The sequence below is a fragment of the Streptococcus sp. V919 genome, from assembly GCF_054353475.1.
Map to the genome: position 1 here is coordinate 482,719 of NZ_JBTHHY010000001.1, position 17,360 is coordinate 500,078.

The following is a 17,360-nucleotide window of genomic DNA, read 5'->3' on the forward strand; positions in this document are numbered from 1 at the left end:
AAGGTTTACATAGAAGCTTTCTAAATCCTGATTTTATACAAGTTGCTTGAGTTTTGCTGGTTGGAAACCAGAGAACACTTCAGTTGGTGTTTGAATGATAGGAGCAGCACTAAAGCCGAGTCCTTTAACTTGTTCGATATATTCAGGTTGTTCATCAAGATTAATTTCTTGATATGAGATATTATTGCTGTCTAAAAATCGTTTAGTCATCTTACATTGGACACAGTTATTTTTAGAATATACGGTTACCATTTATGGAACTCCTCCTTCAAAATTTAATTACTTCTTAAGTATATCAGAAAAAAAATCTTTGTCAACGAAAGAAAACTAAATATTGTATAATTCTTTTTAATATTTTATTCAAAAACACAATATATAGTGATTCTAAAAATGGAAAACGCTTTATATGTAGGTTTCTTGAATCTAGAAAAAATAAAAAAACTACATAAGGTGTAGGCTTAAAATATATGAAATATTTTCTGCAAGTTATCTGAAAGGAAAAAGAAGAAATCCCATAAAATACTTGAAAAAATTCCTAGAAGATGATATAATACCAAATTGTAAGGGTTATCAGATATAACTCAAAAAGAAAACATTTAAAGGAGAGTCAAATTATGACTTCTAAAGATTTCCACGTAGTGGCAGAAACAGGTATTCACGCACGTCCAGCAACATTGTTGGTACAAACTGCTAGCAAATTTGCTTCAGATATTACTCTTGAGTACAAAGGTAAATCAGTTAACCTTAAATCTATCATGGGTGTTATGAGCCTTGGTGTTGGTCAAGGTGCTGATGTTACAATCACTGCTGAAGGTGCAGACGCTGATGACGCTATCGCTGCTATCTCAGAAACAATGGAAAAAGAAGGATTGGCATAAGGATATGACAGAAATGCTTAAAGGAATCGCAGCATCTGATGGTGTTGCAGTTGCTAAAGCATATCTACTCGTTCAACCGGATTTATCATTCGAGACAGTTACAGTCGAAGATACAAATGCAGAAGAGGCTCGTTTGGATGTTGCTCTTGAAGCTTCTCAAAACGAGCTTTCTCTTATCCGCGAGAAGGCTGTAGGTACGCTTGGTGAAGAAGCGGCGCAAGTATTTGACGCTCACTTGATGGTTCTTGCTGACCCTGAATTGATCGGTCAGATTAAAGAAACAATTCGTGCTAAGAAAGTAAATGCAGAAGCAGGTCTGAAAGAAGTTACAGACATGTTTATCACTATCTTCGAAGGAATGGAAGACAACCCATACATGCAGGAACGTGCAGCAGATATCCGTGACGTTACAAAACGTGTTTTGGCAAATCTTCTTGGTAAGAAATTACCAAACCCAGCTTCTATTAATGAAGAAGTAATCGTGATTGCACATGACTTGACTCCATCTGATACTGCTCAATTGGACAAAAACTTTGTAAAAGCTTTTGTAACAAACATTGGTGGACGTACAAGTCACTCAGCTATCATGGCTCGTACACTTGAAATTGCTGCTGTCTTGGGTACAAACAATATCACTGAACTTGTAAAAGATGGCGACGTTTTGGCTGTTTCTGGTATCTCAGGTGAAGTTGTTATCAACCCAACTGAAGAGCAAATCGCTGAATTCAAAGCAGCTGGTGAAGCTTACGCTAAACAAAAAGCTGAATGGGCTCTTTTGAAAGACGCTAAAACAGTTACTGCTGATGGAAAACACTTTGAGTTGGCTGCCAACATTGGTACACCTAAAGACGTTGAAGGTGTGAATGATAACGGTGCAGAAGCTGTTGGTCTTTACCGTACAGAATTCTTGTACATGGATTCACAAGACTTCCCAACAGAAGATGACCAATACGAAGCTTACAAAGCGGTTCTTGAAGGTATGAATGGTAAACCTGTTGTCGTTCGTACAATGGATATCGGTGGGGATAAAGAACTTCCTTATTTCGATCTTCCTAAAGAAATGAACCCATTCTTAGGTTACCGTGCTTTGCGTATCTCTATTTCTGAAACTGGTAACCAAATGTTCCGTACACAATTGCGTGCCTTGCTTCGTGCATCTGTTCACGGTAAATTGCGTATCATGTTCCCAATGGTTGCTTTGTTGAAAGAGTTCCGTACTGCTAAAGGTATTCTTGAAGAAGAAAAAGCTAAATTGCTTGCTGAAGGTGTTGTTGTTGCGGATGATATCCAAGTTGGTATCATGATTGAAATCCCTGCTGCAGCTATGCTTGCGGATCAATTTGCTAAAGAAGTTGATTTCTTCTCAATTGGTACAAACGACTTGATCCAATACACAATGGCTGCTGACCGTATGAACGAACAAGTATCATACCTTTACCAACCATATAACCCATCAATCCTTCGTTTGATCAACAACGTGATCAAAGCGGCACATGCTGAAGGTAAATGGGCTGGTATGTGTGGTGAAATGGCCGGTGACCAAACTGCTGTTCCACTTCTTGTCGGAATGGGCTTGGATGAGTTCTCTATGTCCGCTACATCTGTTCTTCGTACACGTAGCTTGATGAAGAAACTTGACACAGCTAAGATGCAAGAATACGCTAACCGTGCTCTTACTGAATGTTCAACGATGGAAGAAGTTCTTGAACTCTCTAAAGAATACGTTAACTTTGATTAAAAACATTAAAACCTTGTAGAACTAAACTACAAGGTTTTTTTGTAGTCTAATTTGAAAAGTCATCCTGTATAATTTTCTAAAAATATGGTAAAATAGACAAAGGAAAAATACGGAGGCAACTATGCAAAACAGACCAATCATTATCGGAGTAACAGGGGGATCTGGTGGAGGAAAAACCAGTGTTTCTAAAGCAATCTTATCCCATTTCCCAAATGAGAAAATCTCTATGATTGAGCATGATTCCTACTATAAAGATCAATCTCATCTAACCTTTGAGGAACGTATCAAAACCAACTATGATCATCCTTTTGCTTTTGATACTGACTTGATGATTGCGCAAATCAAAGAATTGTTGGCAGGGCGACCTGTTGATATTCCGACCTATGACTACGCTGCCCATACAAGAAGCTCGAAAACCTATCGTCAAGAACCTCAAGACGTCTTTATTGTTGAAGGAATTTTGGTTTTGGAAGACAAACGTCTTCGTGATTTGATGGATATAAAGATTTTTGTGGACACTGATGATGATGTTCGTATCATCCGTCGTATTAAACGCGATATGGAGGAACGTGGCCGTAGTTTGGATAGCGTTATTGATCAATATCTAGGTGTGGTAAAACCTATGTATCATCAATTCATTGAACCTACAAAACGTTACGCTGATATTGTAATTCCTGAAGGTGTAACCAATACTGTAGCGATTGACTTGTTGACTACTAAGATTGAAAAGATTTTAGAAGAGGCTCGTTTAGCTCAGTGATAAAAAAAGAACTGTATCTCTTGATACAGTTTTTATTGTTTAATTTTTTCAAGTCTTGGAACAATAGCGAGAGTTAAAATAGCCGAGATAATTAATTCTGCTATCGAATTTGTAGAGATAACAGTCGCTAATAGTTTTTGAATATTTCCATCAAAAACATTACCAAAGAGGAAGAAGATACCACCTAAGACAAATACTGTATTTGTCAGCGAGCCAAGTGCACCAGCAAAAATGAGTCCAGCTCTTCCCTTTAGTAGTTTATAGACGAAATAAGGTGTCAAACCGATAAGGATTCGAGGAACAATTGCGATCACAACTGAATAGAAGTTACCATTTGGTACAAATGGTGAGAAGAGATAGCTTGTTGGCAGGATTGTGAGAGTATTAACCGTCAAGCTAATCATTCCCATTAAGAAACCAAGAATAGCTCCAATACGTGGGCCGTAAATGATACTTCCAATAATAACAGGAATGTGTACAATAGTAGGTTTAATTGGGAATGGTAATACATTAAATAAGATTGAGGTCAGCAGATGGATGACAATCATACTAGCAAAAAAGATAGCAACAGGTGCGATGTTAGAGCGTTTGTTCATTGAGAGTTTCCTTTATTCTTTCTATAATAATTTCTAAGTCGGCTAAAGCGCCTCTTCCGAAGTCGCCACAAGCTAAGAGAGATTCTTTAGGGGAGATAATCTCGTATCCATAGCTTTTAAGAGTTTTAAGATTTGCCTGTGTGGCAGGATGGGTAAACATTTTTGTATTCATGGCTGGTGCTAATAGTTTAGGTATATTATCTGGTAATGCCAGAGCAGTACTAGTCACCATATTATCGGCAAAACCATGTGCTAATTTTGCAATGGTATTAGCAGTTGCTGGAGCAACGATAAACAAGTCAGTTTCTTTTCCTCTTTCGATGTGATTGACTTGGTCTGGATAAGGTTCTTGCATGACATCGAGATGAACCAGATTTTGGGACAAAACTTGCAGTGTTAATGGTTGTATAAAATCTGTAGCAGCTTTTGTCATCAAGACCGATACACTATGTCCTTGCTTTTTCAAAGAACTGATTAAATCGGCAGCCTTGTAGGAAGCAATTGAACCAGTAATTGCAAGAGTAATGTGAGCCATAACTTTCCTTTCTAAAAAGTAAATCCTTGAATTTTTTTAATTATTAGCTCAGCGATTTCTTGTTTGCTGTATGCTGTTTGATAATCATTTTTTTCAACTAAGTAAGCCAGGTGTTGTTCAGAGTTTATTTGAGTCAAATCGTTAGCAACAATAATGTCTGCTTGATTCTTTTTAAGACTTTCTCTAGCAACATCTATCAAATGATCCTTTGTAACATCAACCAGGAGTTTAAAACCTATTAGATGAATTTTAGGATTCCATTCTTTGACCAAAGAAATAATCTTAGGATTTTTCTTAAGAAAAAGAATCTGAGCATCTTCCTTTGAAGAAATTTTGGACTCAGTATTCTGCTTAGTTAGAAATTTCGATAGATCTTGACTTGCTTGTACCTCATCTATACTTGTCATGTAGACTGGGGTGTAGTCAGATACAGCCATAGAATGAATTAAAACTTGGTAATCTTTAACAAGATTTCGCATCTCCTCAAGTAAATCCAAAGTATTCTTAATTTCTATAATTTTAAGATTTGGTTGACTAGCTGGTCTAACTGCCTGAGAAGTTGTAATCAAGCAAACTTCATGACCTGCTTTTATTAAAGCTTCTGTTATAACCAAGCCAAGATGACCTGTAGAGTGATTAGTGATAGAGCGAACACGGTCTATAGCCTCACTAGTACCACCAGAAGTTACTAAAATTTTCATAGAACCATTTTACACAAAAAAGACTTTTAAGTCAAAGAAAGCAGTTTAGTTTAGCTTTAAGTTATTATAGTTAATATCTATAAAGACATATAAAAAATAGATGATTCTTGTAATTTCACAGAATTATGGCAAAAAATACGAACAATAAATTCATTTTTGTATAAATAAATCTTGTTTTGTGATATAATGAGTTAACACATTAGATGTAGAGGAGTTTTGAATGAAAACAGATATTGAAATCGCACAGAGTATCGAGCTAAAACCAATCGTTGATGTTGTAGAGAAACTTGGTATTTCTTACGACGATTTGGAATTGTACGGAAAGTACAAGGCTAAGCTCAGTTTTGATAAAATCCGTGCAGTTGAGAGCAATCCAGTCGGTAAATTGATCTTGGTAACAGCCATTAACCCAACACCAGCAGGTGAAGGAAAATCAACCATCACTATCGGGCTTGCAGATGCCTTGAATAAGATTGGTAAGAAAACCATGATTGCTATCCGCGAACCATCTCTTGGTCCTGTTATGGGGATTAAAGGTGGCGCAGCCGGTGGTGGTTATGCGCAAGTTTTACCAATGGAAGATATCAACCTTCACTTTACTGGTGATATGCATGCTATTACAACTGCAAACAATGCTCTTTCTGCCTTGATTGACAATCACTTGCATCAAGGGAATGAGCTAGGTATCGACCAACGCCGTATTCTCTGGAAACGTGTAGTCGACTTGAATGACCGCGCTCTTCGTCACGTAACTGTTGGCCTTGGTGGTCCGCTTAATGGTATTCCACGTGAAGATGGATTTGATATCACTGTTGCTTCAGAAATCATGGCAATCCTTTGCTTAGCAACTGATATTGAAGATTTAAAACGTCGTTTGGCTAATATCGTTATCGGTTACCGTTATGACCGTACACCTGTTTCAGTTGGTGATTTACAGGTTGAAGGTGCCTTGGCATTGATATTGAAAGATGCTATCAAACCGAACTTGGTTCAAACCATCTATGGAACACCTGCCTTTGTACATGGTGGCCCATTTGCCAATATCGCACACGGATGTAACTCTGTCTTGGCTACAACTACAGCCCTTCATTTGGCAGATTACACAGTAACAGAAGCAGGTTTTGGTGCAGACCTTGGTGCAGAGAAATTCCTTGATATCAAAACTCCAAACTTGCCAACTGCGCCAGATGCAGTAGTTATCGTTGCAACTCTTCGTGCTCTTAAGATGAATGGTGGAGTAGCTAAGGATGCTTTGACAGAAGAAAATGTAGAAGCAGTTCGTGCAGGATTTGCAAACTTGAAACGTCACGTTGAAAATATCCGTAAATTTGGTATTCCAGCAGTTGTTGCCATTAACGAATTTGTATCTGATACAGAAGCAGAAATCGGAGCTTTGAAAGAACTTTGTGCTTCCATTGATGTTCCGGTTGAGTTAGCTAGCGTATGGGCTGATGGAGCTGAAGGAGGAGTGGCTCTAGCTGAAACGCTTGTCAAAACAATTGACGAAAAACCTGCTAACTACAAACGTTTGTATGACAATGACCTTTCAGTACAAGAAAAGATTGAAAAGATTGTCACTGAAATCTATCGTGGAAGCAAAGTAAACTTCGAGAAGAAAGCTCAAACTCAAATCGCACAAATCGTACAAAACGGTTGGGACAAATTGCCAATCTGTATGGCGAAAACTCAATACAGCTTCTCAGATAATCCAAATGCTCTTGGTGCACCTGAAAACTTTGAAATTACTATTCGTGAATTGGTACCAAAATTGGGGGCAGGCTTTATCGTTGCGCTCACTGGTGACGTTATGACCATGCCTGGACTTCCAAAACGTCCAGCTGCTCTCAATATGGATGTTGAAAGCGATGGAACAGTTCTCGGTTTATTCTAAGTAAACAAAAAAAAAGACAACCTCCAAATGTAAGGTTGTCTTTCTAGTTATTTAAAACTCCTAGAAAATTTCTAGGAGTTTTGTTGTTATTTCATAGTTGGGAAGAGCAATACATCACGGATAGTAGTAGTATCTGTGAGGAGCATGCAGAGACGGTCGATACCGATTCCCAAACCACCTGTTGGCGGCATACCGTATTCAAGGGCTTCGATGTAGTCGTAGTCAATGCCTGTTGCTTCGTCGTCACCAAGCTCTTTGGCTTTGGCTTGAGCTTCGAAACGGCTAAGCTGGTCGATTGGGTCGTTCAACTCAGTAAAGGCATTTCCGTATTCTTTAGTCATGATGAAGAGCTCGAAGCGGTCTGTAAAGCGCTCATCTTCTGGATTTTTCTTAGCAAGTGGTGATACAGCCACTGGGTGTCCATAGACAAAGGTTGGCTGAATCAATGTTTCTTCAACAAATTCTTCAAAGAATGCATTGATGATGTGACCAACTTCAGTGTAGTGTTTTTCAACAGGAACATTCTTTTCAGCTGCGATAGCTTTAGCTTCTTCGAAAGTCATATCTTTCCAGAAATCAACACCTGTAATTTCCTTGATTGCATCAACCATGTGTACACGTTTAAATGGTTCATTGATCTTGATTTCAGTTCCTTGATAGATAACTGGATCGTCACCTTTAACAGCTTTAGCTACGTGTTGGATAATACCTTCAGTCAAGTCCATGATATCGTGGAAGTCTGCATAAGCTTGATAAACCTCGATAGAAGTGAACTCAGGGTTATGTGTAGCATCCATTCCTTCGTTACGGAAGATACGACCAATCTCATACACACGTTCCATACCACCAACGATAAGGCGTTTCAAGTGAAGCTCAGTCGCGATACGAAGTACCATGTCGATGTTTTGTGCATTGTGGTGTGTGATGAATGGGCGAGCAGCAGCACCACCAGCTTCGTTGTGAAGAACAGGTGTTTCGACTTCAAGGAAACCTTGAGCATCAAGGTAGCGACGGATTTCAGAAATGATTTTTGAACGTGTGACGAAGCGATCAAAGCTTTCACGGTTAGAAATCAAATCAAGGTAACGTTTACGGTAGATTGTTTCAACGTCTGAAAGTCCGTGGAATTTCTCTGGAAGGGGACGAAGGGCTTTAGACAAGTGTGTGATGTGAGTAGCCTTGATAGAGAGTTCTCCCATATCCGTACGCATCACTTCACCTTCAACACCTAGGAAGTCACCAAGGTCAGCTTTCTTAAAGATTTCGTAGTTTTCTTCACCGACAGCATCTTTACGAACGTAGATTTGGATTTGTCCTTCGCGGTCTTGGAGGTGAGCAAAACCAACCTTACCCTTACCGCGTTTTGTTACCAAACGTCCAGCGATAGTAGCAGTTTCATTTAATTCGTGTAGTTGTTCTTTATCAAGGTCAGCAAATTTATCTTTTAGTTCTTGAGAGTTAGCAGTACGTTCAAAACGTTTACCGAATGGATCAATTCCTTGTTCACGGAGCGCAGCCATTTTTTCACGGCGAACGATCTGTTGGTCATTCAATTCTTCCATATGTTCTGTTGACATGGGTTCCTCCTAGTTTTTAATCAAATTTTGAAATAATAAATCAATTTTTCACGATACTCCCATTTTATCATAAAAAGTCAAGAAATTCACGGATATTCTATAAAAACTAAAAAGAACTTGACGTAATAGATCAAGTTCAATTATTTTTTTGATAAGAAGTATCGTTCCAAGTCTTAAGAGTAAATTTTTCGAAGTCGTCGGTCTCTATAATTGTTAGACTTGCATTGGCCAAACCACCATTTTTACGAAGATGCGCTTCATTAAATCCTAAAAGTGTTCGAAGACTTGCAGTAAGATTTGCTCCGTGGCCAACCAGTAATAGTTGTTCTGTCTTCGTGTTTTTCAAAGATTTAATAAATTGAATGGTGCGTTGAGTTGTGCTGTAGAGTGATTCAGCTTCAAACATACTTGTATCAAACTTAGCTAAGTTCGTTTTAAAGGCTTGAATTTGCTGAGGGTAGATTGCGTTTAAAGTAGCAATTTTTAACCCTTCTAGTTTTCCAAGGTGCCATTCTCTTAGTTCAGGTACACTTTCTAACGGGCACGGGTTTGTTAGCTGACTTTGGATAATTTCAGCAGATTTTACAGCTCTCGGTAAATCACTTGAATAAATCTTGTCGAATGAAATATCTTTAAGATATTGGCCTAGTTCCTTTAAAGTCTCAATGGATTCAGGAAGAAGTGGGGAATCTCCGCCTGCACCTTGAAAGCGACCTTCTAGATTCCAGACTGTTCGACCATGACGAACAAAGTAAAGTTTCATAACTTGTTTTCCTCCAAAATATCTACAAAGTTCGCTTTAACAAAGTTTGCCAAATCTTGTGGCGTAATGATGATGCTGTGTCCGACTTCTCCAGCAGAAACAATCATTTTTTCCAATTCCAATGCCCTTTCATCAATATAAATAGGGTAGTTGTGTTTTTGACGGATACCGACAGGGTTATTTGCACCATGGATATACCCAGTTGTTTTTTCTAAATCCTTTTGCGGAATCATACTCACTTTTTTATTACCAGAAATCTTTGCTAATTTCTTTTCAGAAAGATGTTCAGTAATAGGAACAATCCCAATAACTGGACCAGTCTTGTCCCCTAAAAGAGCTAGTGTTTTAAAAATGTGACTTCTCTCATAATCAGAAGGAAGCTCTCCCTCTAAAGCATTGATTTGAATCCCTTGGTGTTCAACACCTGCCTTAGCTAATATTTGCTCGACTAAGGTCTTTTTTACTTTAGTTTTTTTTGCCATTATTTGTACTTATCCTCCAATTGACTCATCCAAATCCCTAACCAAATGCCAAGGGCGAAGAAGAAGGCAATAATGACATAGGAAACAAGAGATAAGCCACTATAGCTGATGCTTTCAGCATTACCAACGTTTGGAATCAAAATCAAGAGAGTGCTTGAAAGGACGATCCCAATGATAAAGTGATAGACACGAGAGTGGTAGACACGAAGAGCATAATCCATTAACTTTGAGAAAATAATCAGAGTTGCTCCAGCTCCAATTGCAATTGGGAGAAAAGTTCCGATTAAATCAAAAGTCTTGAAACCAGTCAACATTGGACTATATAGTCCTAAAATTAAGAGAAGGTTTGAAGGACTTAATCCTGGGACTAAAACTCCTAAAGCAAGAAGGGCACCAGCTAAGATAAAGCTTGTAAAACTTGCATTTAGTGAACCTACTACAAAGTTTAAAGCATAAAGTCCAATCCCTGAAATGATGAAGGTTGCCCAAAACCAAATCATATCTATCTTATCTCTTTCGGAGTCCTTAGTAGCTTCCCTTACAAGGCTTGGGACAGTTCCAATAATGGCACCCGCAAAGCTCCATAATACATAAACCTGGTAGTGTTCAAGGAGATATTCAATAGGATATGAAAATAGTCCAATACCTAGTAACATCCCAATTGCAACTGGTAAAAAATAAAGAACATCTTCTTTAAAATTTTTAAATGGGTGAGCTAAGAATCGAATCATTCTCTCGTAAATACCCAAGATTGCTGCTAGAACACCACCAGAAATTCCTGGTAAAATAAAGCCTAACGCAATAACAATACCCTTAATAATTTTTGAAATCCAAGATAACATAAACTCTCTCCGTACATTATTTTCATTAAAAACTCTTCTAGTATTATAACACAAAGTAAGAGAAATAAAAAAAGCAAGCAGAAGTAATGTCTAACTTGCTAATTACATTTTAAGGTTTTAAGAATAACTTTCTAAATGTCTCTTCCTTATCTTTTGATAAGGAAATGATGTTTAAGTCTAAATGATGTTCAAATCCTACTATTTTTCCTTTTGAGGTATATTGGTGAAGGTCAAAGTCAAGTTCTGTATTTGGTGAACTTTCAAAGTAACCCGAGTCAAGTCCATAAGAAGGAATCCAAATAGCAGAAAATTTATCTGTACTGATGCTATGTTCTTGCATGAAGTAAACACCAATATAGATACCGATGTTTTTAGCACCAAGTGATTCTAGTTTAGCACGGAAAGCTTCAACCCCTTTGTTCATATCAGACATGGTTTTTTCTTCGACATCTAACCAATAGTAACTAGGGTTATAAGGCGAGGCTGAATTATAAAATGATTCAGCTGCTTTTTCCATTTCCTCTACACTTTTTCCAGAAACGTATGCATATACAGCAACTGGGATATTTCGTTTTTGAAACTCTGAAATATGACTTTTATAAGCTTTATCTATTCCATTTGTATAAGATGCATCGTTCTCAGTAGTGATCTGGTTTCCTCCGTGAACTCGAACAATCGCACCAGAGATGTTTTGAGATAAAATATCATAGTTGATTTCTGAAGGTCTTTGCCAGCCAGAGATATCGATGATAGGCTTATCCAAGTTATGTAGAGCTTGTGTTTCTATTTGTACTGGATTTTGTTTAGTTTTTACAGGGTGTTCTTCGAATCGTGGACGATTGAGAATCAAGAGTCCTATAAAAGCAGCAAATATAATAACTATAAAAGCTGGACGAATTTTTTTTCTCATACCTCTATAGTTTATCGTAAATAATGAAAAAAATCAAAATATTTACTCAAAATTGAGTAATGACAGTCTTTTGAGTGGTATTGAGTTCATCAAATTTGTGTATCGTGAACTAAATTGTGGTATAATAATAATAAAGATTTTCTATAGAAAAGAGAAAAATATGGCAAATTATGCAATTATTTTAGCAGCGGGTAAGGGTACCCGTATGAAATCAGATTTACCGAAGGTTATGCACAAGGTTGCAGGAATTTCAATGCTTGAGCATGTTTTTCGTAGTGTAGGTGCAATTGACCCTGAAAAAACTGTTACAGTTGTTGGTCATAAAGCAGAGTTGGTCGAACAAGTTTTAGCCGGACAAACTGATTTTGTGAGACAGTCTGAGCAATTGGGAACTGGTCATGCAGTTATGATGGCTGAGCCAATTCTTGAGGGTCTTTCTGGACAAACATTGGTTATCGCTGGAGATACACCTTTAATCACTGGTGAAAGTCTAAAGAACTTGATTGATTTTCATGTAAACCACAAGAATGTAGCTACAATCTTAACTGCAGAAGCTGACGACCCATTTGGTTATGGACGTATTGTTCGTAATGACAACGCCGAAGTGCTCCGTATTGTTGAACAAAAAGACGCGACTGACTTTGAAAAACAAATCAAAGAAATTAATACAGGAACTTATGTTTTTGATAATGCTCGTCTGTTTGAGGCTCTTAAGAATATCAATACGAATAACGCTCAAGGTGAATACTATATTACTGATGTAATTGGTATTTTCCGTGAAGCCGGTGAGAAAGTTGGAGCTTATACTCTGAAAGACTTTGATGAAAGTCTCGGTGTAAATGACCGTGTGGCACTAGCTACAGCAGAAGCTGTTATGCGTCATCGTATTAACCAAGCTCACATGGTCAATGGTGTTAGTTTTGTAAATCCAGATGCGACTTATATTGATGTTGATGTTGAGATAGCTCCAGATGTTCAAATTGAAGCAAATGTAACCCTCAAAGGTTCTAGTAAGATTGGTTCAGAGACTGTTTTGACAAATGGAACATATATTGTTGATAGTACTATTGGATCAGGGGCAGTGATTACTAATTCGATGATTGAGGAAAGTAGTGTTGCAGATGGTGCTACAGTTGGCCCTTACGCTCATATTCGTCCAGGTTCTAGCTTGGCAAAAGATGTTCATATCGGAAACTTTGTCGAAGTAAAAGGTTCTTCAATTGGTGAAAATACTAAAGCGGGTCATTTGACTTACATTGGAAATTGTGAAGTTGGAAGTGACGTCAACTTTGGTGCAGGAACCATCACTGTAAATTACGATGGTCAACACAAGTTTAAAACAACTATTGGTAACAATGTTTTTGTAGGTTCTAATTCAACAATTATTGCTCCGGTAGAACTAGGAGATAACTCTCTTGTTGGCGCAGGTTCAACAATTACTAAAGATGTGCCTGCTGATGCAATTGCCATTGGGCGAGGTCGTCAAGTTAATAAGGACGAATATGCAACTCGTCTCCCTCACCATCCTAAAAACAAATAGGAGTAACCATGGAATTTGAAGAGAAGACGATTAGTCGAAAAGAAATCTATAAAGGTCCTATTTTCCAATTGGTTCAAGACCAGGTTGAACTTCCTTCAGGAAAAGGGACGGCTCAACGCGATTTGATTTTCCATAACGGTGCAGTATGTGTTCTTGCAGTTACTCAAGAAAACAAAATTGTCTTAGTCAAGCAATATCGCAAGGCGATTGAAAAAGTTTCTTACGAAATTCCTGCTGGAAAATTAGAAGTTGGAGAAAGTGCAGATCCAGAAGCAGCAGCTCTTCGTGAATTAGAAGAAGAAGCAGCCTACACAGGGGATTTGACTCTTTTATATGATTTCTATTCAGCTATTGGATTTTGTAATGAAAGATTGAAACTGTACTTGGCAAGCAACCTATCCAAAGTCGAAAATCCACGTCCACAAGATGAAGATGAAACTTTAGAATTACTAGAAGTTAGCCTTGAACAAGCAAAACAACTCATCCAGTCTGGTGATATTTGTGATGCCAAAACTATCATGGCCATCCAGTACTGGGAATTACAAGAAAAATAGAGGAGGAACCCATGGGAAAACCTTTATTAACAGACGAAATAATTGAACGCGCTAATCGTGGTGAAGACATCTCTGGTCCCACTTTAGTAGATGATCAAGAAACGAAGATATTGTCAACTTCATCTCAATATGATGGATATTCACGTTCAAGTAACCATGGATTTAGTCAGGATACTTTAACGATTGAGGTTGAACCTCAAATCCATAAGAGTCGTCGAATCGAAAATACCAAGAGAAATGTCTTTAACTCTAAATTGAATAAGATTCTATTTGCTGTTATCCTTCTCTTGATTCTGCTAGTTTTAGCAATGAGATTTATTTAATGGGGGATGTCATGAAAATCGGAATTATAGCAGCTATGCCAGAAGAATTAGCCTACCTGATTCAACACTTGGAGAACGCTGGTCAAGAAAAGGTTCTGGACAATACTTACCATACAGGCAATATTGGTTCTGTGGAACTTGTTTTAGTCGAAAGTGGAATTGGTAAAGTCATGGCTGCCATGAGTGTTGCAATCTTAGCTGATCACTTTAGAGTGGATGCTGTCATCAATACAGGTTCGGCTGGTGCCCTTGCTGAAGGTATCTCAGTAGGAGATGTCGTGATTGCTGAAAAACTAGCTTACCACGATGTTGATGTGACTGCTTTTGGTTATGAATACGGTCAAATGGCACAACAACCACTTTACTTTGAATCAGACAAAAAGTTTGTTACTTTGATTCAAGAGAGCTTATCTAAACTTGATCAAAATTGGCATTTAGGTTTGATTGCGACTGGAGACAGTTTTGTAGCTGGTGATGATAAGATCAAGGCCATTAAAGAACACTTTCCTCAGGTTCTTGCGGTTGAGATGGAAGGTGCAGCTATTGCTCAGGCAGCAAATGCCTTGGAACTACCATTCTTGGTTGTTCGTGCTATGAGTGATAATGCAAATCATGAAGCTTCTATTTCTTTTGATGAATTTATCGTAGAAGCTGGACGTCGCTCAGCACAAGCACTCTTGACACTCTTAGAATCAATTCATGATTAAAATACAAAGAACACTGCTTGGTGTTCTTTTTTGTAAAATAAGCTCGTCCAAGTCCGAGTTATTTTTCGTCTTTTTTGATATAATAGAAACATTGATTTGAAGAATAGGAAGAGAAAATGAACCCTTTATTAAACGGTATGAATGACCGCCAAGCGGAAGCGGTACAGACTACAGAAGGTCCACTGCTAATCATGGCAGGGGCTGGTTCTGGGAAAACACGAGTTTTGACCCATCGTATTGCTTACTTGATTGATGAAAAGATGGTCCATCCATGGAATATCCTAGCTATTACCTTTACCAATAAGGCCGCTCGTGAAATGAAGGAGCGTGCCTATGGTTTGAATCCAGCTACCCAGGATTGTTTGATAGCGACTTTTCACTCTATGTGTGTTCGTATCTTACGTCGTGATGCGGATCATATTGGTTACAATCGTAACTTTACCATCATTGATCCTGGTGAGCAACGAACACTGATGAAGCGTATTTTAAAACAATTAAACTTAGATCCTAAAAAATGGAATGAACGTTCTATTTTAGGAACTATTTCTAATGCTAAGAATGACCTGATTGATGATGAGGCATACTCTGCCCAAGCTGGTGATTTGTATACAGATATTGTAGCTAAGTGTTATACGGCCTATCAGAAAGAACTTCGTCAATCAGAATCTGTTGACTTTGATGATTTAATTATGTTGACTTTGCGTCTCTTTGATCAGAATCCTGATGTCTTGACTTACTATCAGCAAAAGTTTCAATATATCCATGTTGATGAGTACCAAGATACCAACCACGCTCAATATCAACTCGTTAAACTTTTAGCTTCTCGCTTCAAAAATATCTGTGTAGTTGGGGATGCAGACCAGTCTATCTATGGTTGGCGTGGTGCAGATATGCAGAATATCCTCGATTTTGAGAAGGATTATCCAGATGCAAAGGTCGTTTTGTTAGAGGAAAATTATCGTTCCACTAAAACCATCCTACAAGCTGCCAACGATGTTATCAAAAATAATAAAAACCGTCGTCCTAAGATCCTTTGGACCCAAAATGCAGATGGGGAACAAATCATTTACTATCGTGCTAATGATGAACAGGACGAGGCTGTCTTTGTAGCTAAAACGATTGATGAACTTGGACGTAGCCACAACTTCCTACATAAAGACTTTGCAGTTCTTTATCGTACTAATGCCCAGTCACGTACCATAGAGGAAGCTCTGCTTAAGTCAAATATTCCGTACACAATGGTTGGTGGAACAAAATTCTACAGTCGCAAGGAAATTCGTGATATTATTGCTTATCTTAACCTTATTGCTAATTTGAGTGACAATATCAGTTTTGAACGCATTATCAACGAACCAAAACGTGGTATTGGCCCAGGAACTGTTGAGAAGATTCGTGACTTTGCGAACATGCAAGAAATGTCTATGTTAGATGCCTCTGCAAATATCATGTTGTCTGGTATCAAGGGGAAAGCTGCTCAATCTATTTGGGACTTCGCTAATATGATTCTTGATTTGCGTGAACAACTGGACCGATTGACAATCACTGAGTTGGTAGAAGCAGTAATAGAAAGAACAGGTTATGTTGATTTACTTAAGGCCCAAGCAACCTTGGAAAGTAAGGCTCGGGTTGAAAATATCGAGGAGTTCCTCTCTGTTACGAAAAACTTCGATGATGATCCTGAAAGTGACGAAGAGGAAACAGGACTAGATAAACTTAGTCGATTCCTGAACGACTTGGCTTTGATAGCAGATACGGACTCTGGTAGCCAAGAGACATCTGAAGTAACCTTGATGACTCTTCACGCGGCCAAAGGGCTTGAGTTTCCTGTTGTCTTTATCATTGGTATGGAGGAAAATGTCTTTCCTCTTAGTCGTGCTGCTGAAGATCCAGATGAATTAGAAGAAGAACGACGTTTGGCTTATGTAGGAATCACGCGCGCCGAGAAAATTCTTTATCTGACCAATGCAAGCTCTCGCTTGCTATTCGGACGTACTAGTTACAATCGTCCCACACGCTTTATCAATGAGATTAGTTCAGATTTGTTGACCTATCAAGGATTGGCTCGTCCTGCTAATACAAGTTTTAAAGCGTCTTACAGTAGTGGAGGAACAGCATTTGGTAAGGGAATGAGTCTCGCTCAGGCGCTTCAAGAACGAAAGCGGAATGCTGCTCCTACATCGATCCAATCAAGTGGTTTACCATTTCGACAATTTGCGGCTGGGAATAAGCAAGATTCTAGTGATACAAACTGGTCTGTTGGGGATATTGCCCTTCATAAAAAATGGGGCGAAGGAACTGTTCTGGAAGTTTCAGGCAGTGGATCAACACAGGAATTGAAAATCAATTTTCCAGAGGTTGGTCTCAAAAAACTCTTAGCCAGTGTAGCACCGATTGAGAAAAAGTAAGTTTTCTTAACGAATAAAAATCCCTCTGTAATATTCAGAGGGATTTTTGATGATTATCTTATCACATGATTGTGATAATTTACGTTTTCATAACAATGGAAACTTTTGCTTACATGAATCTGAAAAATAGTGTATAATACAGTGGTTCTATGTCGAAA

18 protein-coding genes are annotated in these 17,360 nt (G+C 38.2%); 9 read left to right on the plus strand and 9 right to left on the minus strand.

Annotated features, from left to right (window positions below):
• Positions 1-33: 33 nt before the first annotated feature.
• Positions 34-252: a glutaredoxin-like protein NrdH gene (gene nrdH / locus ACXYSK_RS02625; RefSeq protein WP_458624924.1), complete on the minus strand. Its 219-nt coding sequence runs from the start codon at positions 250-252 to the stop codon at positions 34-36.
• 362 nt (positions 253-614) lie between these two features.
• Here nrdH and ACXYSK_RS02630 point away from each other — a divergent pair, with 362 nt between their 5' ends.
• The 3 genes from ACXYSK_RS02630 (at position 615) to udk (ending at position 3,376) form a co-directional block, all read left to right on the plus strand.
• Positions 615-878, plus strand: a complete 264-nt coding sequence (locus ACXYSK_RS02630; protein WP_458624925.1) for a phosphocarrier protein HPr — start codon at positions 615-617, stop codon at positions 876-878.
• Positions 879-882: 4 nt separating this feature from the next.
• Positions 883-2,616 carry a phosphoenolpyruvate--protein phosphotransferase gene (ptsP, locus tag ACXYSK_RS02635; protein ID WP_458625400.1) on the plus strand — a complete coding sequence of 578 codons (1,734 nt, stop codon included), beginning with the start codon at positions 883-885 and terminating at the stop codon, positions 2,614-2,616.
• Positions 2,617-2,737: 121 nt separating this feature from the next.
• Entirely contained in the window at positions 2,738-3,376 is a 639-nt protein-coding gene (gene udk, locus ACXYSK_RS02640) for a uridine kinase (RefSeq protein ID WP_006154270.1), read from the plus strand.
• Between the two features lie 32 nt (positions 3,377-3,408).
• Here the strand turns inward: udk and ACXYSK_RS02645 are convergent, their stop codons facing one another.
• The 3 genes from ACXYSK_RS02645 to ACXYSK_RS02655 are packed head-to-tail and all read right to left on the minus strand — an operon-like array spanning position 3,409 to position 5,208.
• Complete coding sequence (locus ACXYSK_RS02645) at positions 3,409-3,972, minus strand: ECF transporter S component (RefSeq protein WP_458624926.1); 564 nt, start codon at positions 3,970-3,972, stop codon at positions 3,409-3,411.
• Positions 3,956-4,507 carry a phosphopantothenoylcysteine decarboxylase gene (gene coaC / locus ACXYSK_RS02650; RefSeq protein ID WP_458624927.1) on the minus strand — a complete coding sequence of 184 codons (552 nt, stop codon included), beginning with the start codon at positions 4,505-4,507 and terminating at the stop codon, positions 3,956-3,958. The genes ACXYSK_RS02645 and coaC overlap by 17 nt, the downstream gene beginning before the upstream one ends.
• 11 nt (positions 4,508-4,518) lie before the next feature.
• Positions 4,519-5,208, minus strand: a complete 690-nt coding sequence (locus ACXYSK_RS02655; protein WP_458624928.1) for a phosphopantothenate--cysteine ligase — start codon at positions 5,206-5,208, stop codon at positions 4,519-4,521.
• A gap of 220 nt (positions 5,209-5,428) precedes the next feature.
• Between ACXYSK_RS02655 and ACXYSK_RS02660 the strand changes: the two genes are divergently transcribed.
• Positions 5,429-7,099, plus strand: coding sequence for a formate--tetrahydrofolate ligase (locus ACXYSK_RS02660; RefSeq protein WP_458624929.1), 1,671 nt, complete (start codon positions 5,429-5,431; stop codon positions 7,097-7,099).
• 86 nt (positions 7,100-7,185) lie between these two features.
• Here the strand turns inward: ACXYSK_RS02660 and lysS are convergent, their stop codons facing one another.
• The 5 genes from lysS to ACXYSK_RS02685 form a co-directional block, all read right to left on the minus strand.
• On the minus strand, positions 7,186-8,676 hold the full coding sequence (gene lysS / locus ACXYSK_RS02665; RefSeq protein WP_458624930.1) for a lysine--tRNA ligase: 1,491 nt from the start codon (positions 8,674-8,676) through the stop codon (positions 7,186-7,188).
• A gap of 136 nt (positions 8,677-8,812) precedes the next feature.
• On the minus strand, positions 8,813-9,439 hold the full coding sequence (locus ACXYSK_RS02670) for a histidine phosphatase family protein (RefSeq protein WP_373113411.1): 627 nt from the start codon (positions 9,437-9,439) through the stop codon (positions 8,813-8,815).
• On the minus strand, positions 9,436-9,921 hold the full coding sequence (locus ACXYSK_RS02675; RefSeq protein WP_458624931.1) for an aminoacyl-tRNA deacylase: 486 nt from the start codon (positions 9,919-9,921) through the stop codon (positions 9,436-9,438). Before ACXYSK_RS02675 ends, ACXYSK_RS02670 begins: the two co-directional genes overlap by 4 nt.
• Positions 9,921-10,763, minus strand: coding sequence for a DUF368 domain-containing protein (locus tag ACXYSK_RS02680; RefSeq protein ID WP_458624932.1), 843 nt, complete (start codon positions 10,761-10,763; stop codon positions 9,921-9,923). The genes ACXYSK_RS02675 and ACXYSK_RS02680 overlap by 1 nt, the downstream gene beginning before the upstream one ends.
• 109 nt (positions 10,764-10,872) lie before the next feature.
• On the minus strand, positions 10,873-11,673 hold the full coding sequence (locus ACXYSK_RS02685; protein ID WP_006151170.1) for a glycoside hydrolase family 25 protein: 801 nt from the start codon (positions 11,671-11,673) through the stop codon (positions 10,873-10,875).
• Between the two features lie 160 nt (positions 11,674-11,833).
• Here ACXYSK_RS02685 and glmU point away from each other — a divergent pair, with 160 nt between their 5' ends.
• The 5 genes from glmU to pcrA all read left to right on the plus strand — a co-directional run bounded on the left by glmU (position 11,834) and on the right by pcrA (position 17,202).
• The gene (gene glmU / locus ACXYSK_RS02690; protein ID WP_303943784.1) at positions 11,834-13,213 is read left to right on the plus strand and encodes a bifunctional UDP-N-acetylglucosamine diphosphorylase/glucosamine-1-phosphate N-acetyltransferase GlmU; all 1,380 of its coding nucleotides are present in this window, start codon (positions 11,834-11,836) and stop codon (positions 13,211-13,213) included.
• Positions 13,214-13,221: 8 nt separating this feature from the next.
• Positions 13,222-13,767 (plus strand): NUDIX hydrolase, encoded by a 546-nt coding sequence (locus tag ACXYSK_RS02695; protein WP_458624933.1) that lies wholly within the window; start codon positions 13,222-13,224, stop codon positions 13,765-13,767.
• Positions 13,768-13,778: 11 nt separating this feature from the next.
• Positions 13,779-14,090: a cell wall synthase accessory phosphoprotein MacP gene (macP, locus tag ACXYSK_RS02700; RefSeq protein WP_458624934.1), complete on the plus strand. Its 312-nt coding sequence runs from the start codon at positions 13,779-13,781 to the stop codon at positions 14,088-14,090.
• 11 nt (positions 14,091-14,101) lie between these two features.
• The gene (locus ACXYSK_RS02705; RefSeq protein ID WP_458624935.1) at positions 14,102-14,797 is read left to right on the plus strand and encodes a 5'-methylthioadenosine/adenosylhomocysteine nucleosidase; all 696 of its coding nucleotides are present in this window, start codon (positions 14,102-14,104) and stop codon (positions 14,795-14,797) included.
• A 116-nt stretch (positions 14,798-14,913) separates the two neighbouring features.
• Positions 14,914-17,202, plus strand: a complete 2,289-nt coding sequence (pcrA, locus tag ACXYSK_RS02710; protein ID WP_458624936.1) for a DNA helicase PcrA — start codon at positions 14,914-14,916, stop codon at positions 17,200-17,202.
• Positions 17,203-17,360: the final 158 nt, after the last annotated feature.

Bases quoted from the DNA above. Each gene is read 5' to 3' on its own strand.
- ACXYSK_RS02645 (WP_458624926.1), bottom strand. From the start codon at position 3,972: ATGAACAAACGCTCTAACATCGCACCTGTTGCTATCTTTTTTGCTAGT.
- macP (WP_458624934.1), top strand. From the start codon at position 13,779: ATGGGAAAACCTTTATTAACAGACGAAATAATTGAACGCGCTAATCGT.
- ACXYSK_RS02705 (WP_458624935.1), top strand. From the start codon at position 14,102: ATGAAAATCGGAATTATAGCAGCTATGCCAGAAGAATTAGCCTACCTG.
- ACXYSK_RS02660 (WP_458624929.1), top strand. From the start codon at position 5,429: ATGAAAACAGATATTGAAATCGCACAGAGTATCGAGCTAAAACCAATC.
- ACXYSK_RS02655 (WP_458624928.1), bottom strand. From the start codon at position 5,208: ATGAAAATTTTAGTAACTTCTGGTGGTACTAGTGAGGCTATAGACCGT.
- nrdH (WP_458624924.1), bottom strand. From the start codon at position 252: ATGGTAACCGTATATTCTAAAAATAACTGTGTCCAATGTAAGATGACT.
- ACXYSK_RS02670 (WP_373113411.1), bottom strand. From the start codon at position 9,439: ATGAAACTTTACTTTGTTCGTCATGGTCGAACAGTCTGGAATCTAGAA.
- ptsP (WP_458625400.1), top strand. From the start codon at position 883: ATGACAGAAATGCTTAAAGGAATCGCAGCATCTGATGGTGTTGCAGTT.
- ACXYSK_RS02680 (WP_458624932.1), bottom strand. From the start codon at position 10,763: ATGTTATCTTGGATTTCAAAAATTATTAAGGGTATTGTTATTGCGTTA.
- ACXYSK_RS02685 (WP_006151170.1), bottom strand. From the start codon at position 11,673: ATGAGAAAAAAAATTCGTCCAGCTTTTATAGTTATTATATTTGCTGCT.
- ACXYSK_RS02675 (WP_458624931.1), bottom strand. From the start codon at position 9,921: ATGGCAAAAAAAACTAAAGTAAAAAAGACCTTAGTCGAGCAAATATTA.
- coaC (WP_458624927.1), bottom strand. From the start codon at position 4,507: ATGGCTCACATTACTCTTGCAATTACTGGTTCAATTGCTTCCTACAAG.
- udk (WP_006154270.1), top strand. From the start codon at position 2,738: ATGCAAAACAGACCAATCATTATCGGAGTAACAGGGGGATCTGGTGGA.
- pcrA (WP_458624936.1), top strand. From the start codon at position 14,914: ATGAACCCTTTATTAAACGGTATGAATGACCGCCAAGCGGAAGCGGTA.
- lysS (WP_458624930.1), bottom strand. From the start codon at position 8,676: ATGTCAACAGAACATATGGAAGAATTGAATGACCAACAGATCGTTCGC.
- glmU (WP_303943784.1), top strand. From the start codon at position 11,834: ATGGCAAATTATGCAATTATTTTAGCAGCGGGTAAGGGTACCCGTATG.
- ACXYSK_RS02630 (WP_458624925.1), top strand. From the start codon at position 615: ATGACTTCTAAAGATTTCCACGTAGTGGCAGAAACAGGTATTCACGCA.
- ACXYSK_RS02695 (WP_458624933.1), top strand. From the start codon at position 13,222: ATGGAATTTGAAGAGAAGACGATTAGTCGAAAAGAAATCTATAAAGGT.